The organism is Bradyrhizobium sp. USDA 4449 (assembly GCF_054056275.1).
Genome location: NZ_JBSRYD010000001.1, coordinates 485,134 through 502,367, shown reverse-complemented (window position 1 = coordinate 502,367; position 17,234 = coordinate 485,134). Strand labels below are relative to the sequence as shown.

General features: G+C 63.2%; 16 protein-coding genes. 13 read left to right on the top strand and 3 right to left on the bottom strand.

Annotated features, from left to right (window positions below):
• Positions 1–261 precede the first annotated feature (261 nt).
• Positions 262–489 carry a hypothetical protein gene (locus ACVIIW_RS02395; RefSeq protein WP_456699273.1) on the bottom strand — a complete coding sequence of 76 codons (228 nt, stop codon included), beginning with the start codon at positions 487–489 and terminating at the stop codon, positions 262–264.
• Between the two features lie 333 nt (positions 490–822).
• Between ACVIIW_RS02395 and ACVIIW_RS02390 the strand changes: the two genes are divergently transcribed.
• Positions 823–3,918 (top strand): EAL domain-containing protein, encoded by a 3,096-nt coding sequence (locus ACVIIW_RS02390; protein ID WP_456699272.1) that lies wholly within the window; start codon positions 823–825, stop codon positions 3,916–3,918.
• Positions 3,919–4,254: 336 nt separating this feature from the next.
• On the opposite strand, the gene ACVIIW_RS02385 is transcribed toward ACVIIW_RS02390, so the two are convergent.
• Positions 4,255–5,430, bottom strand: coding sequence for an MFS transporter (locus ACVIIW_RS02385; RefSeq protein WP_456699271.1), 1,176 nt, complete (start codon positions 5,428–5,430; stop codon positions 4,255–4,257).
• A 74-nt stretch (positions 5,431–5,504) separates the two neighbouring features.
• Positions 5,505–6,737 (bottom strand): cytochrome P450, encoded by a 1,233-nt coding sequence (locus ACVIIW_RS02380; RefSeq protein ID WP_456699270.1) that lies wholly within the window; start codon positions 6,735–6,737, stop codon positions 5,505–5,507.
• 477 nt (positions 6,738–7,214) lie between these two features.
• Here ACVIIW_RS02380 and ACVIIW_RS02375 point away from each other — a divergent pair, with 477 nt between their 5' ends.
• The 12 genes from ACVIIW_RS02375 to dhaK all read left to right on the top strand — a co-directional run bounded on the left by ACVIIW_RS02375 (position 7,215) and on the right by dhaK (position 17,233).
• On the top strand, positions 7,215–8,549 hold the full coding sequence (locus tag ACVIIW_RS02375) for an ABC transporter substrate-binding protein (RefSeq protein ID WP_456699269.1): 1,335 nt from the start codon (positions 7,215–7,217) through the stop codon (positions 8,547–8,549).
• A gap of 101 nt (positions 8,550–8,650) precedes the next feature.
• Entirely contained in the window at positions 8,651–9,610 is a 960-nt protein-coding gene (locus ACVIIW_RS02370) for a carbohydrate ABC transporter permease (RefSeq protein WP_456699268.1), read from the top strand.
• A complete protein-coding gene (locus tag ACVIIW_RS02365) occupies positions 9,607–10,560 on the top strand; it encodes a carbohydrate ABC transporter permease (RefSeq protein WP_456699267.1) in 954 nt (317 codons plus the stop codon). Before ACVIIW_RS02370 ends, ACVIIW_RS02365 begins: the two co-directional genes overlap by 4 nt.
• Positions 10,557–10,769, top strand: coding sequence for a hypothetical protein (locus tag ACVIIW_RS02360; protein ID WP_456699266.1), 213 nt, complete (start codon positions 10,557–10,559; stop codon positions 10,767–10,769). The genes ACVIIW_RS02365 and ACVIIW_RS02360 overlap by 4 nt, the downstream gene beginning before the upstream one ends.
• Before the next feature lie 6 nt (positions 10,770–10,775).
• Positions 10,776–11,873 carry an ABC transporter ATP-binding protein gene (locus tag ACVIIW_RS02355; protein WP_456699265.1) on the top strand — a complete coding sequence of 366 codons (1,098 nt, stop codon included), beginning with the start codon at positions 10,776–10,778 and terminating at the stop codon, positions 11,871–11,873.
• Entirely contained in the window at positions 11,866–12,873 is a 1,008-nt protein-coding gene (locus ACVIIW_RS02350) for an ABC transporter ATP-binding protein (RefSeq protein ID WP_456699264.1), read from the top strand. Before ACVIIW_RS02355 ends, ACVIIW_RS02350 begins: the two co-directional genes overlap by 8 nt.
• Positions 12,870–13,484 (top strand): dihydroxyacetone kinase subunit DhaL, encoded by a 615-nt coding sequence (gene dhaL, locus ACVIIW_RS02345; protein WP_456699263.1) that lies wholly within the window; start codon positions 12,870–12,872, stop codon positions 13,482–13,484. The genes ACVIIW_RS02350 and dhaL overlap by 4 nt, the downstream gene beginning before the upstream one ends.
• Entirely contained in the window at positions 13,481–13,867 is a 387-nt protein-coding gene (gene dhaM / locus ACVIIW_RS02340) for a dihydroxyacetone kinase phosphoryl donor subunit DhaM (RefSeq protein WP_456699262.1), read from the top strand. The genes dhaL and dhaM overlap by 4 nt, the downstream gene beginning before the upstream one ends.
• Positions 13,860–14,174, top strand: a complete 315-nt coding sequence (locus ACVIIW_RS02335; RefSeq protein WP_456699261.1) for an HPr family phosphocarrier protein — start codon at positions 13,860–13,862, stop codon at positions 14,172–14,174. The genes dhaM and ACVIIW_RS02335 overlap by 8 nt, the downstream gene beginning before the upstream one ends.
• Positions 14,152–15,777, top strand: a complete 1,626-nt coding sequence (ptsP, locus tag ACVIIW_RS02330; protein ID WP_456699260.1) for a phosphoenolpyruvate--protein phosphotransferase — start codon at positions 14,152–14,154, stop codon at positions 15,775–15,777. Before ACVIIW_RS02335 ends, ptsP begins: the two co-directional genes overlap by 23 nt.
• Complete coding sequence (locus tag ACVIIW_RS02325; protein WP_456699259.1) at positions 15,774–16,205, top strand: hypothetical protein; 432 nt, start codon at positions 15,774–15,776, stop codon at positions 16,203–16,205. Before ptsP ends, ACVIIW_RS02325 begins: the two co-directional genes overlap by 4 nt.
• A 38-nt stretch (positions 16,206–16,243) precedes the next feature.
• Positions 16,244–17,233, top strand: coding sequence for a dihydroxyacetone kinase subunit DhaK (dhaK, locus tag ACVIIW_RS02320; RefSeq protein WP_456699258.1), 990 nt, complete (start codon positions 16,244–16,246; stop codon positions 17,231–17,233).
• Position 17,234 lies beyond the last annotated feature (1 nt).

Here is a 17,234-nt window from a genome sequence, read left to right as displayed (position 1 = left end):
TCGATGCAAACGAAGCTTCTCGGCGCTGGTCGGTTGCCCGCCCGTGGGCCGCAGTTCGGGCTCCACAAAACAAAACGGCCCGCTCGTGGATCCGAGCTGGCCGTTTGCCGTCGAGATTGCAATCAGTGCGTGTGAACCAGGAAGTATCCGGCGCCGCCGACGAAGATGACGGCGGGAACCGCCCACAGCAAAAGTACGGGCATGATCTTCTCCTCTATATATGCAAGCAGATTTGACGGGCCTTACGGCCGAGCACCCTGATTACTGTTCGGTGCAGACCTTCGTGGTCTTCACGGCGGACTCGGCTTCCGTCTTGGTTTTGTAGATGCCGTCGCCCACGACCGTGGTGGTCGTCGTTGTCGGCTTGCTGTCCACGACGGTGCACTTCTTGGTGCTCGCATCGCGCACGATATAGAACTCGGCCGCGCTCGCCGCCTGGGTACCCAGCGCAAAGGCGGCGAGAGCGCCGCATGCGATCAGTTTCTTCATGATGTCCTCTCCTCCAGTAGCTTCTAAGTAGTCACTGCCAACGGCGCGCGGGGCGCGAAAGTTCCCTTTCTTCCCGATGCAGAGTGCTGTCATGTTTTTGCATGTGCCAGGACAAGGAAGAAAGCGGCCATCGCCGACTCCTGTTCGGAAGCCCGATGTGCGTCTGCACGTAGGTGCCACCAAGCTTGGTGGTGTTGCGTCCCGAACAGAAGCCGTGGCGCGACTAACATATGTTATAAGCTGAGGGATTTGCCGTTAATTCCCGAAACACCAAATGTCTTTACGGGTCCTTCGTCTCTCCGCCCTAACGTGTGGACGGCCGGGACAATCTTGATGGGCTTCTTCGCGCGATTTCGTGAGTCTTTCGCTGTAGGCGATGCGAACGATCGGTTCGGCGCCTCGTTGCTCGTTGAGCAGTTCCGAGTGCTGCGCCAGCAGGTCCCGGTCCTTTACGCCGCGCTCCTGGTCAATAGCATCAGTGTGGGGCTGTTACTTCCGTATACAGTGTCGGCGTGGCTGCGATTTGCCTTGCCAGCCGCTCTCCTTGCTGCCTGTTTCTTTCGGATAGCCCAGTGGCTCCGGTTGAAGAAGACAGATTTCACGGCCGCAGAAGCCTACGGCGAGCTTGAAAAGGTCCGTCTCGCCGCCATAGTGCTCAGCTCCGGCTTCGTGATTTGGATTCTTGCGTTGTTCGTAGTGGTCGAGCCGGCACTGCGAGTGTCAGTTGCTCTTCTCCTGTTCATGGGCTGCGTCGGTACTGCATACTGCCTTGGTAGCTTCCCGCCGGCGTCTCGCCTGGTGATGTTGATTGCCGGCGCACCGATCGCGACCCTCCTGCTGCTCTCGGGCGACGGAGTCTTGGTCTCGGTCGGGATCAATCTGCTGGCGCTGCTCGCCTTGCTCGCCAGGATGATCAACACCAATTTTCGCTCTTTCGTCAAACTGGTCGAGACCCACGGGCGGCTGTCTGCCGAGGGCGAGCGCGCCCGGGCCGCAGAGCAGACCGCAACCGCGTTCGCGGAGCGCTTCGACAGGGCGCTCAACAATATGTCCCAAGGCCTATGCTTCTTCGACGATGATCAGCGCCTGATCGTCTGCAACAGGCAGTACCTCGAGATCTATGATCTGGATCCGAAGGTGGTCCGCCCTGGCATGAAGCTGAACGACATCGTCGATCTCCGCTATTCGGTCGGCAGCGCGCCGAAAATGTCGAAGCAAGATTATCTCGTCTGGCGAAACAGCGCGCCGGTAATCGCCGAAAGCTCGGATACCACCGTGGAGTTGAGCAACGGCCGGATCGTGCGGATACGGCATCGTCCGATGGAGGGAAGGGGCTGGGTCGCGACTCACGAGGACATCACTGAGCGTCATCGGATCGAGACCGCTCTTACGGAAGCCAAGGCCGCGGCCGAGCAGGCCGAAGCAGCCGCGCGGGCCGCTCACACCCACCTGACCGAAGCCCTCGATGTCGTCCCCGAAGGGCTTGCTGTGTTCGACAAGGATGATCGTCTGGTTCTGTGGAATCGTCCGTATGCCGAGCTCTACGCCGCAAGTCGCGACGCACTGGCCGTCGGCACACCTTTCGAGATCATTCTTCGCGCCGGCCTGGCGGCGGGGCAGTACCCGGAGGCCGTGGGGCGAGAAGAACAATGGCTCGCTGACCGCCTGGCCCGCCACGCGTTGCCGCACTACTCGCATGAGCAGCATCTGATTGGTGACCGCTGGATCCGGGTTGAGGAAAGGCGGACCAGCGACGGAGGCAGCATTGGAGTCCGGATCGACATCACCGACCTGAAGCGCCGCGAGGCGTCCTTCCGCCTCCTGTTCGAGGAGAACCCTCTTCCCATGTGGGTGGCGGAGGCGACCACGCGGCGCTTCCTGGCCGTGAACGGCGCGCTGTGCCGGCACTATGGCTATTCTCGCCATGACTTGCTTCTGATGTCCGAGCACGAGCTCGAATACGGCGAGCAAAAGCAAGGACAGAGCGATTTCGAGGTCCACAAGACCGCCGAAGGACGAGAGATCCAGGTCGTGATCGACTCGAGGCCGCTCCTCTACGATGGGCAGCCGGCTGATGTCAGCGTGGCCTTCGACGTAACCGAGCGAAATCGAGCACAGCAGCGGGTGAGCTATCTCGCCTGTCATGATGCCCTGACCGAGCTGCCCAATAGGGCCGCCCTGGACGAGCAACTCGGCGCCGCCATCGAACGCGCGGAGCTCACGGATGCTAGCTTCGCGGTGCTTTGCATCGACCTTGATCATTTCAAGGAGATCAACGATCGTTTTGGTCATGCCGTTGGCGACGCCGTCCTGCGCGAAGCGTCCCGGCGGCTGCAGGAGGCGGCGCAGGGCGCATACGTCGCGCGCGTTGGTGGCGACGAATTCATCGGAATTGTTGATCAGCTGCCGCTGCCTGCAACCGCTGAATTGCTCGCCACGCGGATGCGGGCGCAGTTCGAGCGTTCGATCGAAGTGGAAGGCCATGCGCTGAGGATCGACCTTTGTATCGGCGTGGCGCTGTATCCGAGAGATGCGGACAACGCCGTAGCCCTGCTGGCAAATGCGGACGCCGCGCTTTATCGCGCCAAGCATGAGGGCAGGGGATCCATTCGTCTGTTCACGAGCGCGATGGATCAGCAGCTGCGCGACCGCCGTGCGCTCGAGCACGATCTTCGAGGCGCCGTCGAGCGCGGAGAGCTATATTTGGAGTACCAGCCGCAGCAGGATCGGAAAGCCACTCTCCTGGGCTACGAGGCGCTGGTTCGCTGGCGGCATCCAGTTCGTGGCGTCGTTCTTCCAGGAGAATTTATCCCGATTGCCGAACAGAGCGGCGCTATAGCCGAGATCGACGACTGGGTCCTCATGGAAGCTTGCCTTGAAGCGGCTTCCTGGGATCAGCCGCTTCGCGTGGCGGTCAATGTCTCGGCTGCACAGTTCCGCCGCGAAAACCTCGATCGGCAGGTGCGCAAGGCGCTGCAGCACAGCGGCCTTTCAGCCGCTCGGCTGGAACTTGAAATCACGGAAGGCGTCCTGATCGAGGACGTCCCTCGCGCCAAGGGGACGATGGAGGCGCTCAAGGCACTCGGCGTCCTGATCGCGCTGGATGATTTCGGGACCGGATATTCGTCGCTTTCCTATCTCGAGGCGTTCCCGTTGGACCGGATAAAGGTTGACAGGTCTTTCGTCGCCTCTCTCGGTCAGAGCGAGCGCTCATTGGCAATTGTGCGGGCTGTGATCGGGCTTGCCCATGGGCTTGGTGTCCCGGTTCTCGCAGAAGGGATCGAGACCGAAACCCAGATGGCGCTCCTTCTCAGCGAAGGATGCGACGAGATGCAGGGATATCTGATCGGGCGCCCACGACGTCTAGCCGCAGGGCAAGAGAGGATTGCTTCTGGTCAAACGCCTTGTCGAACGGCCGCCGCTGAGTGAGCTTTGACTAACAAATTCGGCGTTGGCTCATGCGCCTGACGCAGGTGTGCCAACCAGTCTCCATACTCGCAGATACCGGATCGCCCGGAAACGGAATGCGGCCCTTCCTTTTCACTCATCCGCGCTCGTCCCCGCCGAAGGCGGGGGTGCGCCAGCACCAGCCTTGAGCCCGTCTGATCGCCGGTCTACTCCGATCCCAGTTGCTCTCGGATTTGAAGGGCGGAACGACAAGGCAAAGCTCGGACGAAATCACTCGCAAGAGTGCAGGCGCGCGTCTGCTGTTTGAATTCGCTGACGTGTCGTCAAATGCGCTGACGCGATTCCGGCCGCTCCGCGTCAGGAGCTCGGCTCGGTAGCGAGATCGCCGCCAGGCCGCCGGACGAGCAACGCGAAGACACCAAATACCGGAATGGCAAGCAGCATCGCGACAGCCGCGGTGTCGAAGGTGATGGAAGCCGACCCGGCCGAGCGGGCAAGCAGACCCTGCAGCACAGGGAAACTGAGCATGATGGCGTAGGAAATCGTGTAGAAGACACCCATGCCGACCGCCCGGATCTCCGTGGTCAACACCTGCGCCGGCAATGTCATCATGGCGCCGCCGGGCAAGCCGGAAACGATCCCGATCAGCACGAACAGCCCGATATTGGCGTGCATGTGCGGCACCGCCACCAGCGCTCCCGCGGCGACAGCCAGGGACAGGACGATCAGGCCACCTGGCTTCGACAGTCTGGACACAATGATCCCTCCGGCCGGGATCGAGAGCAGCGACATCCACAACACGATGCTGACATAGGAGCCCGCAACACTGGCCACAAAACCCTTCTCCACGAGCAGCGCCGGACCGAAGCCGAACACGGTGGCAAAGGCCGCATTCGCAATTCCCCAGAGCACGCCGACCACCGAGATCGCCAGGAGGGCGAGCCCTCGCGGCAGTGACACGGACGCGACCGCGCCGGGCCCGGCCGTGTTGGGGATCAGGAGCACGTTCAGAAGCAGCGCGACGACAACGAGACCCAGCAGGAACGCACGGGCCTGAAGCAGCCCGAACGATTGAGCGATCGGTGGCAGGCAGACCAGCGACAAAGCGATGCCGCATGGCCATGCATTGACGAACACGGCCATGGCCAGCCCAAGATTCCTGCCGGAGAACCGATCGGCGATCATCTTGGTCGCGGCGACGGTGAGCACGACACCTCCGGCTCCCGCGATCGATCTCGCCGCCAGATAACCCATCCAGCTGCCATGCAGCTCGAGGGCTCCGCCGCAGGCCATGAGGACGAGACAGAAAATGACAGATGCCCGGTCGCCGAGCCGCGAGACGACAATTCCGCCAGGGAGACACAGCAACACACCCGGCGCCAGATAGGCGCCAATGAGAACACCAAGCTGGCCGTAATCGATGTCCTGGGCCTTCAGCAGCGGCGCAAGCGAGCCCACGCTCTGGAACTGCATCCCCATGATGCAGCGCCCAAGGAAAAGCGCTGTGAGAATCAGCCACTTCTTGTCCTTCAAGGATCCCCCGGGCAACTCCAGCCTCAACCGTGCGCTTTTCCCTTGTCCGGACGCGTCCACCAAGAGGCCGTCAACTACCAGCTCGCGGGCAACGTCTTCAGCCCGCGCATGACGAACTTCGGCTTCCAATCGGGATTTTCGGTGTTGTCGATCCGCAATTCAGGAATTCGCCGCAGCAGCGTAACGACGGCTATCTCTGTTTGCAATCGCGCAAGTTGAGCCCCGAGACAGAAGTGAATGCCGCCGCCAAATGATGAATTTCTTCCGCCATGTCGCGTGATATCGAGCTGTTCCGGCCGATCCGGATAGGCCGCCTCGTCGCGGTTGGCCGACGCCAGAAGACACAACACGTTCGCGCCCTTCGGGATCGTTTTTCCGTGGAGATCCTCGACGTCCTCGAGCGCCACGCGACCCGTGAACTGGATCGACGGCTCGTAGCGAAGAAATTCATCGACTGCGGAGCCGATCAGATCCGGCCTGTCGCGAAGCAACGCGAGTTGCTGCGGGTTTCGATGCAGCGCCAGCAAGCCGTTGCCGATCAGATTGATCGTGGTCTCATGTCCCGCCACGAACAGCAGCATGATGCTGGCCGTCAGTTCCTCGTTCGTCAACTTGCTGCCGCTCTCCTCGGATTGCATGAGCTGCGTCGTCAGGTCATCGCCGGGACAGCGGCGGCGCTGCTCGTAGAGTCGCTCGAAATAGCTCCGGACGGTTTGAACGCGACCGTTTGCGGTCGCGAGCTCCTCGGGCGTGAATGGGGCCGACTCCAGGATTCTGACGCTGTCTTCCGAGCAGGCGTGGAAGAGCGTCCGGTCTTCCTCGGGAATTCCCAGCATGTCACAGATGATGGCGACCGGAGGATGATGGGCAAAATCCGCAACCAGATCCATTTTCCCGACGTCGAGGACAGCATCGATGGCGTCATCGACGACCTGCTGAATGCGTGGCCGCATAGCCTCGACCCGTCGAGCCGTGAACGCCTTGACGACGAGGCCGCGCAGCCTTTCATGTTGAGGCGGATCGGAGAGCAGCATCGTCCGGGACATGTGATCGAACAGCGTCTCCGCCATGATCTCAGGACCGTAGTGCCGCCGGCTGCGCTCGATGAAGTCCTTGCCGAAACGCCGATCCCTCAGGACAAAGCCGACATCGGCATGCCTGCTGATCACATAAGCGCCAAAGCGAGCCAGATGAACCGGATCGAACGCGCGCAGCCGCGCGTAATGAGAGTATGGGTCCTGGAGGAAGGCTGGCGAGAATGGATTGAAGGTCGGCTCGGTATTCTCAGGTGCTTCCAGGCTTGACATCGACAGCTCCTCACCAAGGCTGCGCGGGCAGCGCTCATGAACGGAAAAAACAAGATCTTTGATATGCACGGTGGTCACGCTGGGCTCGGCAATGTGGGGGCCCGGCATGTCCTTAGGACTGCAGCGACTGATATTGGCGCGACCGTAACACTTCGACAGTGAAGACGCACCTTCACAGCGAAATTCTAAAAATCGGAATCGCAAGCCGGAGCGAGTCCTGCACGGGGCGCGCGATGGCTTCAGACAGATCGCCCCGCAGAAGGCGCCAAAGCCGCTTGCAATGTTTAGTAAATGGTGGTTCACTAAACAAATCGAGCCTGCCGGGCCTATAGAATCCGGGTGGCGCGAGGAAACGTTAGTTTAGTTACTCAGCTCATCACGGACTGTGTCGCTCTGCTCGAAGCATTCGAGCGGGTAGGAACGCCGCGCCATGTCGATGGCCGGCCCACTCGGAGGGAACGTGCAATGAAACGGACGATGAATACGTTTGTCGTGGCATGCGGGGCTGTTGCCGCCGCGCTCGGTGTCGCAGCGGGGACCACGCCCGCGCAGGCGCAGGGCAAGACCATCACGTTGTGCTGGGCCGCATGGGACCCGGCCAACGCGCTGGTCGAATTGTCGAAGGACTTCACCGCCAAATCGGGTATCGGCATGAAGTTCGAGTTCGTGCCGTGGACCAATTACGCCGATCGCTTCCTGAACGAGCTCAATTCGCGCGGCTCGCTGTGCGACCTCATCATCGGCGATTCACAATGGATCGGTGGCGCCGCGGAGAACGGCCAATACGTCAAGCTCAACGATTTCTTCAAGAAGGAAGGAATCAGCATGGACGACTACATGCCGGCGACGGTGGTCGGCTATTCCGAGTGGCCGAAGAACTCGCCGAACTACTGGGCGCTGCCGGCGATGGGCGATGCGGTGGGCTGGACCTATCGCAAGGACTGGTTCGCGCGGCCGGACGTGCAGAAGGACTTCAAGGCAAAGTACGGCCGCGAGATCGGCGTGCCGAAGACGCTCGATGAGCTCAAGGACATCGCGCAATTCTTCCAGGGCCGCGACATCGACGGCAAGAAGGTCTATGGCGCCTCGATCTACACCGAGCGTGGCTCGGAAGGCATCACCATGGGTGTCTCGAACTACCTCTACGACTACGGTTTCAAATACGACGATCCTAAGAAGCCCTATGCGATGGACGGGCTCGTGAATTCGCCCGGCGCGGTGAAGGGGCTCGAAGCCTACAAGGAGCTCTACAAGTGCTGCACGCCGCCCGGCGCCTCCAACTCCTACATGTCGGAGGGACTTGATGCCTTCAAGTCCGGCCAGGTCGCGCTGCAGATGAACTTCTTCGCCTTCTTCCCGGGCCTCTACAAGGACCCGAATGTCGGTGGCGACAAGATCGGCTTCTTCGTCAATCCGGCCGGTCCCGCCGGACAGGCGACACAACTCGGCGGCCAGGGCATCTCGGTGGTGTCCTACTCCAAGAACCAGGCCGAAGCGCTGCAATACATCAAGTGGTTCTCCGGGGGGGACGTCCAGAAGAAGTGGTGGGCGCTCGGCGGCTATTCCTGCGCCAAATCGGTGCTGAACGATCCGAGCTTCCCCGGTAGCGCGCCCTTCGCCAAGGAGTTCCTGCAGTCAATGGGCATGGTCGTCGACTTTTGGGCCGAGCCGTCCTACGCCCAGTTGCTGCAGGCGGAGCAGAAGCGCGTGCACGACTATGTGGTGGCCGACAAGGGCACCGCACAGGAAGCGCTCGACGGTCTGGTGAAGGACTGGAAAGCGATCTTCAAGGAAGAAGGCAAGAAGTTCTGAAGCACGCTGGCCGGGGCGCGTGCGCTCGCGCTCCGGCCTCTCCTTCAAGATGACCGGAACAGTCGCATCGTCGACGCCGGGTGCCAGGATCGGTCGCTGCAATGAATGAATTGAGTGCCTCTTCGCGGATCACCTATCGGGCCGTCATGGTCCGGCCAGGCGTCGCGCGCCGTATCCGGGGCCTGTCGGACAGGATGCTCGCCTGGCTCTTCATCACGCCGACGATCGTGCTGCTGCTGGCGATCAACATCTTTCCGCTGCTCTGGACCATCTATCTGTCTTTCACGAATTACCGCGCCAACAGGGCCAACGTGCCGACGATCTGGCTCGGCGCCGACTGGTACCAATCGATCCTGACCGATCCGGACATCTGGGCGGCAATGCAGGTCACCGCGCATTTCGTGATCTGGACGGTGGTGATCGAGACCGTCCTCGGATTTGGCCTGGCCTATCTCATCGACAAGAAGTTCCGCGGCCATGGGATGTGGACCACGATCATCCTGCTGCCGATGATGCTGTCGCCGGCCGTGGTCGGCAATTTCTGGACGTTCCTGTACCAGCCGCAGATCGGCCTGTTCAATTACGTCGTCGCCTTCCTTACCGGCCGCGCCGCCTCGTCCTTCCAGATGCTGGGCGACGTCACGCTGAGCCCCTGGGCCATCGTCATCGTCGATGCCTGGATGTGGACGCCCTATGTGATGCTGATTTGCCTCGCCGGCCTGCGTTCGATCCCTGATTACATCTATGAGGCCGCCGAGGTCGACCGCGCGTCGAAATGGCGGCAGTTCTGGTCGATCACGCTGCCGATGGCGCTGCCGTTCATCATGCTGGCGGTGCTGTTCCGCGGCATCGAGAATTTCAAGATGTTCGACATGGTCAATCTGCTCACCGGCGGCGGGCCGGGATCGACCACCGAAGTCGCCTCGATCACGCTCAAGCGTGCCGCGTTCGAGAGTTGGCGCACCGGCTATTCCTCGGCCTTCGCGATCATCCTGTTCGTGACGGTCTTCGGTCTCGCCAACATATACGTGAAGGCGCTGAACAAGGTGAAAAGCCGATGACATCAGTCACCACAGCCCATTCGGTCGTCGAGCCGTCGGCCACGACGCGGCGCCTTGCCGGCTCGCTCGTCGTGCTCTACGCCGTCATCACCATGATCCCGCTGGTCTGGATCATGCTCACCGCGTTCAAGTCGCCTGACGATGCGATCTCCTATCCGCCCAAGGTGTTGTTCAAGCCATCGCTCGAAGGCTTCTGCAACCTGTTCACGACGCGCTCGCGCCAGACGCCGGAGTTCATCCGCTCGCTGGGACCGCCGCAGGGGCTGTGCGACAGCATCGTGCGCGACCGCAACATGGTGGTCGCCGGTCGCTCGAATTACGTGCCGCGCTTCGTCAATTCCCTGATCATTGCGTTCGGCTCGACCGTGCTCGCCGTTGCGCTCGGCACCTTGTCGGCCTACGGCTTCTCGCGCTTCCGCGTGCCGCTGAAGGATGACCTGCTGTTCTTCATCCTGTCGACCCGGATGATGCCGCCGATCGCGGTCGCGATCCCGATTTATCTGATGTACCGCACCATCGGTTTGTCGGATACGCGACTCGGGATGATCCTGCTCTACACCTCGGTGAACGTCTCGCTCGCAGTCTGGCTGCTCAAAGGCTTCATCGACGAAATCCCGCGCGAGTACGAGGAGGCGGCGATGATCGACGGCTACACCCGCTTCCAGGCCTTCGTGAAGGTGGTGCTGCCGCAGGCGACCACGGGAATCGCGGCAACCGCGATCTTCTGCCTGATCTTCGCCTGGAACGAATACGCCTTCGCGGTGCTTCTCACCTCAGGCAACGCGCAGACCGCGCCGCCGTTCATTCCGATCATCATCGGCGAGGGCGGGCAGGACTGGCCCGCGGTGGCCGCCGGCACGACGCTGTTTCTGGTGCCGATCGTGGTGTTCACGGTCTTGCTTCGCAAGCACCTGCTGCGCGGCATCACCTTTGGAGCTGTGCGCAAATGAGCATCGATCTCGCCCCCTCCGTCGCGCGCCGTGGTGTTGCGGACCGCATTCTGCGCCGCGGTCCACTCGAAGCCATCGCGACGACGATCATCGCCGCCGGCGTGGTGATGCTGATGCAGCCATTGTCCCTGACACTTTATTCCTGGTCGTTTGCGACGACCCTGTTCGGCACGGTGATGTTCACCATCGTGTCCAAGGTAAGGGAGTAGCGCGCGATGGCACAGATCAAGGTCGAGGCGCTCGACAAATCCTTTGGCAGCTTTCATGCGGTGAAGTCTGCCAGCTTCACGGTGGAGGACGGCCAGTTCCTCTGCCTGCTCGGACCGTCCGGCTGCGGCAAGACCACCACGCTGCGCATGATCGCGGGCCTGGAGCTGCCGACGGCAGGCACCATCCGGCTCGACGGCGAGGACGTGACGATGAATCGCGCCTCGGCACGCGACATCGCCTTCGTGTTCCAGCTGTTCGCGCTCTATCCGCACATGAATGTCCGGCGCAACATCGGCTTTCCCCTGACATGCGAAGGGATCGGCGCGGCCGAACGCGACCGGCGGGTTGTAGAGGCCGCGCGCATCCTGCGGATTTCCCATCTCCTCGACCGCTCGGTCTCGGGCCTTGCCGGGGGCGACCGGCAGCGCGTCGCGCTGGGGCGGGCGATCGTGCGCAAGCCGAAGTGCTTTCTGATGGACGAGCCACTCGGTGCACTCGATACCGAGATGCGCGATGCCATGATTCATGAACTGCGGGCTCTTCATGATCGCCTGGGAGCGACCACCGTCTATGTCACCCATGACCAGCTCGAAGCCATGGCGATGGCTGACAGGATCGCGGTGATGAACAACGGCGTCGTCGAGCAGGTCGCAAGTCCGCGCGACATCTATGACCGGCCGGCTTCGCTGTTCGTTGCCGACTTCATCGGCTCGCCACCGATGAACTTCCTGCCGTTCCGTAGTGGCTTGCAGACCGGCGCAGAGGCGATCCGGCTCGGCGAGCGCGACGTGGCCATTCCGGCGGCCCGCGAGGCGATGAGGGAAAGCGAGCTCGTGCTCGGCGTGCGGCCCGAGCATGTGCGGTTCGCCGATCGCGGCATGGTGCGCGGCGAGGTCTATGGCACGGAATATCTGGGCACGATGCAGATCGTGACCGTGACGACCCATTACGGTGCGCTCAAAGCCCGCTCACCGAGCAGCCGGTCGTTTCGGACCGGCGAGACTGTCGGGCTCGACTTCCGGCCGGATACGCTGTCGATCTTCGACAAGGCATCGGGCCGGGCGATACGCACTGCACTGCATGACGGAGGTGCGCATGGCTGAGGTCGAGATCAACGCTGTCTCCAAGGCCTTCGGCAGGACGCAGGCTCTCAGCGATCTGTCGCTGACCGTGGCCAACGGCGAATTCGTCGCATTGCTTGGGCCGACCGGCGCCGGCAAGACAACGGCATTGCGCTTGATAGCCGGATTGGAGCAGCCGGATCGCGGCGCGATCCGCATCGACGGACGCGACGTGACCGGCGATGCACCGGCCGATCGTGACGTCGCCTTCGTCTTCCAGCAATATTCACTGTATCCGCATCTCACCGTGTTCGAGAACATGGCTTTCTCGTTGCGAGCGCCGACCCGCCGCGTGGCCGAAGCCGACATTCGCGCCAAGGTGCAGGAGATCGCACGTCTGCTTCACATCGAGACCAAGCTCGACAACAAGGCGACACAGCTGTCGGGCGGGCAGATGCAGCGCGTCGCGATCGGCCGGGCGCTGGTCCGTTCGCCCTCGATCTACCTGATGGACGAGCCGCTCTCCTCGCTGGATGCCAAGCTGCGCGGCGAGTTGCGGCTCGAACTCAAGAGGATCCAGGTCGATCTCGGCGCGACGATCCTCTATGTCACGCACGACCAGACCGAGGCGATGACCATGGCCTCGCGCATCGGCGTGATCGAAGGCGGGCGGCTGATGCAGATCGGCACGCCGCGGGAGATCTACGAGAACCCGATCAACGCGCATGTCGCGGCGCGGCTGGGCCAGCCGGTGATCAATCTGCTGCCCGCGGCGCTGTTCGGCCGCGCGCCTGATGGGGTCGAGACGATTGGCGCGCGGACCGAACATTTGACGATTGCGCGCGGCGGCGGCGACATCTCGGCGACCGTCAAGCGGGTCGAGCACCTCGGCGACCAGAGCCATCTCCATCTCGATCTCGCCGGCCGACCGGTCGTGACGCTAGCGGATCCCGAGGCGGGCTTCGACGCCGGAGACGTCGTGTCGCTCCGTCTGAACAAGCCGCTGTATTTCGATGCGAACGGCGGGAGGGTAGCGGCATGAGCCTCGATCGGGATGCCAGGGAAAAATTGGTGCGAGCGCTGGCAGGCTCAGTGATTGAACACGCGGACGAGCTGACGAGCCTCGATCAGGCGATTGGCGACGGCGATCACGGGCTGAACATGAAGCGCGGTTTCGAGGCGGTGCTCGCGGCGTTGCCCGGCCTTGCCGACAAGTCGCTCCCCGAGATGCTGAAGGCGATCGGAATGACCTTGGTCATGAAGGTCGGCGGTGCGTCGGGGCCACTGGTCGGAACCTTCTTCATGGAACTGGGCAAGGCGCTTCCGGAGCAGCCGAGCCGCGTCGATCTCGTTGCGGCGACGGAGAAGGCGATCGAGGCCGTCAAGGCGCGCGGCCGTTCCGAGGCGGGACAGAAAACGCTGCTCGATGTCCTGGTGCCCGTGCACGCCGTGCTGGCGGGCGGCGGCGATGCCAAGGCGATCGCAGCCGAGGCTGCGGAAGCGGCCGATCGCACCACGCCGATGCAGGCGATTCGCGGCCGCGCGTCGTTTCTGGGCGAACGTTCCATCGGTCATATGGATCCGGGCTCGCGCTCGGCGTCGCTTCTGATCGGCGCAGCAGTCGAGACACTGGAGTTCGAGGTCAACCCATGAGCAACGTCGGAATCGTCATCGTGTCGCATTCGCCGAAGATCGCGGAAGGTGCGGCCGATATGGTGCGCCAGATGGTGGGAGACGCGGTGCCGCTGGCCTGGACCGGCGGCGATGTCGATGGCGGGCTCGGTACGAACGTCGCTGGGATTCTCGAGGCGATCGAGAACGCCTGGTCATCGGCGGGCGTCGCCATCCTCGTCGATCTCGGTGGTGCCGAGACCAATTCGGAGATGGCGGTCGAGATGCTGCCCGAAGACCGGCGCGCGCGCGTGCTGGTCTGTAATGCCCCGGTGGTCGAGGGGGCTGTGATCGCCGCGACCGAATCTTCGGGTGGCTCATCGCTGGCCGCCGTCAAGCGCAGTGCGGAGGAATTCTATGCATGATGCCAACGCCAACCGGGTGGCTCAGACGTTTGCGCCGCTGACCGCCTCGGCGGTCCTCGTCAATCCGGTCGGCCTGCACGCGCGGCCGTCGGTGAAGCTCACGCAATGCGCCAAAGGCTTTGCCGCCAAGATCGAAATTGCGCTTGCCGCCGAGGGGCCCTGGACCGACGCCAAGAGCCCGGTGAAGGTGATGCGCGTAAAGGCGCCGCAGGGCGCGACCCTGCATTTCCGCGTCGCCGGTCCCGATGGCGACGCGGCGCTCGCGGCCATGCTGGCGCTGGTGCATGACGGTTTTGGCGAGGCGTAGAATCGTGGGCGAGATCCATCTCACCGGCCATCCCGCCTCGCCTGGCCTCGCCATCGGCCCGGTCGCGGTGCTGACGAGAGAAGTCGCGAGCAGGGTGACGAAGGGCGATCCGGCTCAGGAAGCCGCAGCGCTGAAGGCGGCCATCGACGGGGCGGCAGCCGAACTCGCTGAACTGATCGCGACGGTTCACGGCGAGGCCGCGGAGATCCTGGAGTTCCAGGTCGCGATGCTGGGTGACGATGCGCTTGCGGAAAGTGCGTATGAAGCTGTGGCCACCGGCACGGCTGCGGACGAGGCCTGGCGCACGGCACTCGACGCGGAGATCGCAGGCTATCGTGCGGCGGACGAGGAGTATTTCCGGGCGCGCGCCGCGGATCTCGTCGACATTCGCGATCGCGTGCTCGCAGGATTGAGTGGTGCGGATGCGATCGCAAGGATATCAGGCGAATCCGTCGTCACCGGTGACGATATCTCGCCCTCGACGTTCCTCGCCGTCGACTGGACCCGTGGCGGTGCCATTGCGCTGGCGAGCGGGTCGCCGTCGTCGCATGTCGCGATGCTCGCGCGCTCGCGCGGTGCCCCGATGGTGGTTGGACTGGGTCCATTGCCGTGGAACGGACAGCCGCCGTCAGTGGCGCTGGTCGACGGTGACGCCGGCACCGTGATCTTCGATCCCAAGCCCGAGACGCGCCGCCTTTTCGAGGACCGCATGGCGGCGGCGAATGCTGCACGGATCGCTGCCGATGCCGGTCGTCTCAAACCGGCGCTGACGGCGGACGGCCGTCGCATCGCCGTCCTCCTCAACGTCGCTGCGCCCGAAGACGTCGAAGGCCTCGATCCCGCAATTTGCGATGGCATTGGTCTCGTGCGGACGGAGTTTCTGTTCGAAGGATCGAGGGGACTTCCCGGCGAGGATGCGCAATATGCGGTCTACCGGCGCATCCTCGAATGGGCCGCTGGACGGCCGGTCACGATCCGCACCCTCGATGCCGGCGGCGACAAGCCAATCCCCGGCGTCACGGTGGATGATGAGCGCAATCCGTTCCTGGGTTTGCGCGGGATCCGGCTGTCGCTGGCGCGGCCGGAGGTGTTTCGCGTGCAGTTGCGGGCGCTTTGCCGTGCGGCTGTCCACGGGACGCTCAAGGTGATGCTTCCGATGATCGCGATCCCTGCGGAGCTCGATCGCGCCAACGCCATGCTGGATGCGGAGTTCGCGGCACTCAAGGCTGCGGGCACCGCCTGCGCCCGTCCGTTGCTCGGCATCATGGTCGAAATCCCGTCGGCGGCGCTATGTGCAGAGGACTTCGGCGCGGCGTTCTATTCCATCGGGTCGAACGACCTGACCCAATACACAATGGCCGCGGCGCGCGACATCGGCGCTGTCGCCGATCTCAACGATGCCGGCCATCCCGCGGTGCTGGCGCTGATCGCGCGAACGGTCGAAGCCGGGCGCAAGCGCGGCGTCGAGGTCTCGCTCTGCGGCGATGCCGCGGCGGATACGCGTCTGACCAAGGCGCTGCTGGCGACAGGCTTGACGACTCTTTCGGTCTCGCCGATTGCGGTGGCCAGGCTCAAGGCCGCCATCGCCGGGGTGACTGCATGACGGATGATAACGACGAAGACACAAGCCGGCCGGGCGACAGCAATGTCGCCGACTACAAGCTGATCCTGCGGCGGGCGCTCGACAACCGGCCATCCGGAACGCGCTTGAAACTCGCGGCGGCGCTGGGCAAGAACCGCTCCTTCGTCAGCCAGATCACCAATCCGGCCTATCTGGTGCCGATTCCGGCCAAGCATGTCGCGATCATCTTCGAGGTCTGCCATCTCTCGGGCGCCGAGCGGACGGCTTTCCTCCAGGCCTATGGGCGCGCGCATCCGGGTCGGCTGCGCGGTGCCCATCGCGAGGCGCGCACGCGCACGGTTACCGTGACGGTGCCGGATCTCGGCGATGACAAGAAAAATCGCGCGCTCGAGCAGCTCGTCATCGACTTTGCCGCCCAGCTTGCGCGCTACGCCGAGAGCATCGGCTGACGAATTCGGAACACAAGATAAATAATCGGGAGGACGCCATGAAAAAGCTGATCAACAGCGCCGATACGGTGCTCGAAGAGAGTCTTGACGGGTTGGCGGCAGCCCATGCCGATATCCTGCTGCTCGGTGCCGACAGGAAGTTCGTGCGCCGCCGCAATCTGAAGCCGGGCAAGGTCGCGCTGATCTCGGGCGGGGGCTCCGGCCATGAACCGCTGCATGCGGGCTTCGTCGGCCAGGGCATGCTCGACGCGGCCTGTCCGGGCCAGGTCTTCACCTCGCCGACGCCGGATCAGATGATCGAGGCCGCCGAGGCCGTCGACACCGGTGCGGGCGTGCTCTTCATCGTCAAGAATTACGAAGGCGATGTGATGAACTTCACCATGGCCGCCGAGATGGCCGGCCGCGAGGTCGCGAGCGTAGTGACCAATGACGACGTCGCGGTCGAGAAATCGACCTACACGACGGGCCGTCGCGGTGTGGCGGGCACGCTGATCGTGGAAAAGATGGTCGGCGCCGCGGCCGAAAAGGGACTGCCGCTCGCCGCGCTCAAGACGCTCGGTGATGACGTCAACAGGCGCACCCGCTCGATGGGCGTGGCGCTGCTGCCATGCACCGTTCCGGCGGCGGGCCGGCCGAACTTCACGCTGGCCGACGACGAAATGGAAATGGGCGTCGGTATTCATGGCGAGCCGGGGCGCCGCAGGGTGCCGCTGGCATCCGCCGATGACATCGCGGCCGAGATGCTCAATGCGATCCTGGGGGATCTCGCACCGAGCAAGGGCAGCGAAGTCCTGCTTCTGGTCAACGGGTTCGGCGCAACGCCGCTGATCGAGCTGTATCTGATGGCCAACAGCGCCAAGCGCATTCTGGACGGGGCGGCGATCATGGCGACGCGATTCCTGACCGGGTCTTACGTGACCTCTCTCGACATGGCCGGAGCATCGATCACCGTCTCCGTGCTCGACGGCGCGTCAAAGGAATTGTGGGACGCCCCGGTGCATACCGCGGCGCTGCGCTGGGGCATCTAGT

Excerpts from the sequence above, each read along its gene's own strand:
- ACVIIW_RS02395 (WP_456699273.1), bottom strand. The coding sequence starts at position 489 with ATGAAGAAACTGATCGCATGCGGCGCTCTCGCCGCCTTTGCGCTGGGT.
- ACVIIW_RS02390 (WP_456699272.1), top strand. The coding sequence starts at position 823 with ATGGGCTTCTTCGCGCGATTTCGTGAGTCTTTCGCTGTAGGCGATGCG.
- ACVIIW_RS02380 (WP_456699270.1), bottom strand. The coding sequence starts at position 6,737 with ATGTCAAGCCTGGAAGCACCTGAGAATACCGAGCCGACCTTCAATCCA.
- ACVIIW_RS02375 (WP_456699269.1), top strand. The coding sequence starts at position 7,215 with ATGAATACGTTTGTCGTGGCATGCGGGGCTGTTGCCGCCGCGCTCGGT.
- ACVIIW_RS02370 (WP_456699268.1), top strand. The coding sequence starts at position 8,651 with ATGAATGAATTGAGTGCCTCTTCGCGGATCACCTATCGGGCCGTCATG.
- ACVIIW_RS02365 (WP_456699267.1), top strand. The coding sequence starts at position 9,607 with ATGACATCAGTCACCACAGCCCATTCGGTCGTCGAGCCGTCGGCCACG.
- ACVIIW_RS02360 (WP_456699266.1), top strand. The coding sequence starts at position 10,557 with ATGAGCATCGATCTCGCCCCCTCCGTCGCGCGCCGTGGTGTTGCGGAC.
- ACVIIW_RS02355 (WP_456699265.1), top strand. The coding sequence starts at position 10,776 with ATGGCACAGATCAAGGTCGAGGCGCTCGACAAATCCTTTGGCAGCTTT.
- ACVIIW_RS02350 (WP_456699264.1), top strand. The coding sequence starts at position 11,866 with ATGGCTGAGGTCGAGATCAACGCTGTCTCCAAGGCCTTCGGCAGGACG.
- dhaL (WP_456699263.1), top strand. The coding sequence starts at position 12,870 with ATGAGCCTCGATCGGGATGCCAGGGAAAAATTGGTGCGAGCGCTGGCA.
- dhaM (WP_456699262.1), top strand. The coding sequence starts at position 13,481 with ATGAGCAACGTCGGAATCGTCATCGTGTCGCATTCGCCGAAGATCGCG.
- ACVIIW_RS02335 (WP_456699261.1), top strand. The coding sequence starts at position 13,860 with ATGCATGATGCCAACGCCAACCGGGTGGCTCAGACGTTTGCGCCGCTG.
- ptsP (WP_456699260.1), top strand. The coding sequence starts at position 14,152 with ATGACGGTTTTGGCGAGGCGTAGAATCGTGGGCGAGATCCATCTCACC.
- ACVIIW_RS02325 (WP_456699259.1), top strand. The coding sequence starts at position 15,774 with ATGACGGATGATAACGACGAAGACACAAGCCGGCCGGGCGACAGCAAT.
- dhaK (WP_456699258.1), top strand. The coding sequence starts at position 16,244 with ATGAAAAAGCTGATCAACAGCGCCGATACGGTGCTCGAAGAGAGTCTT.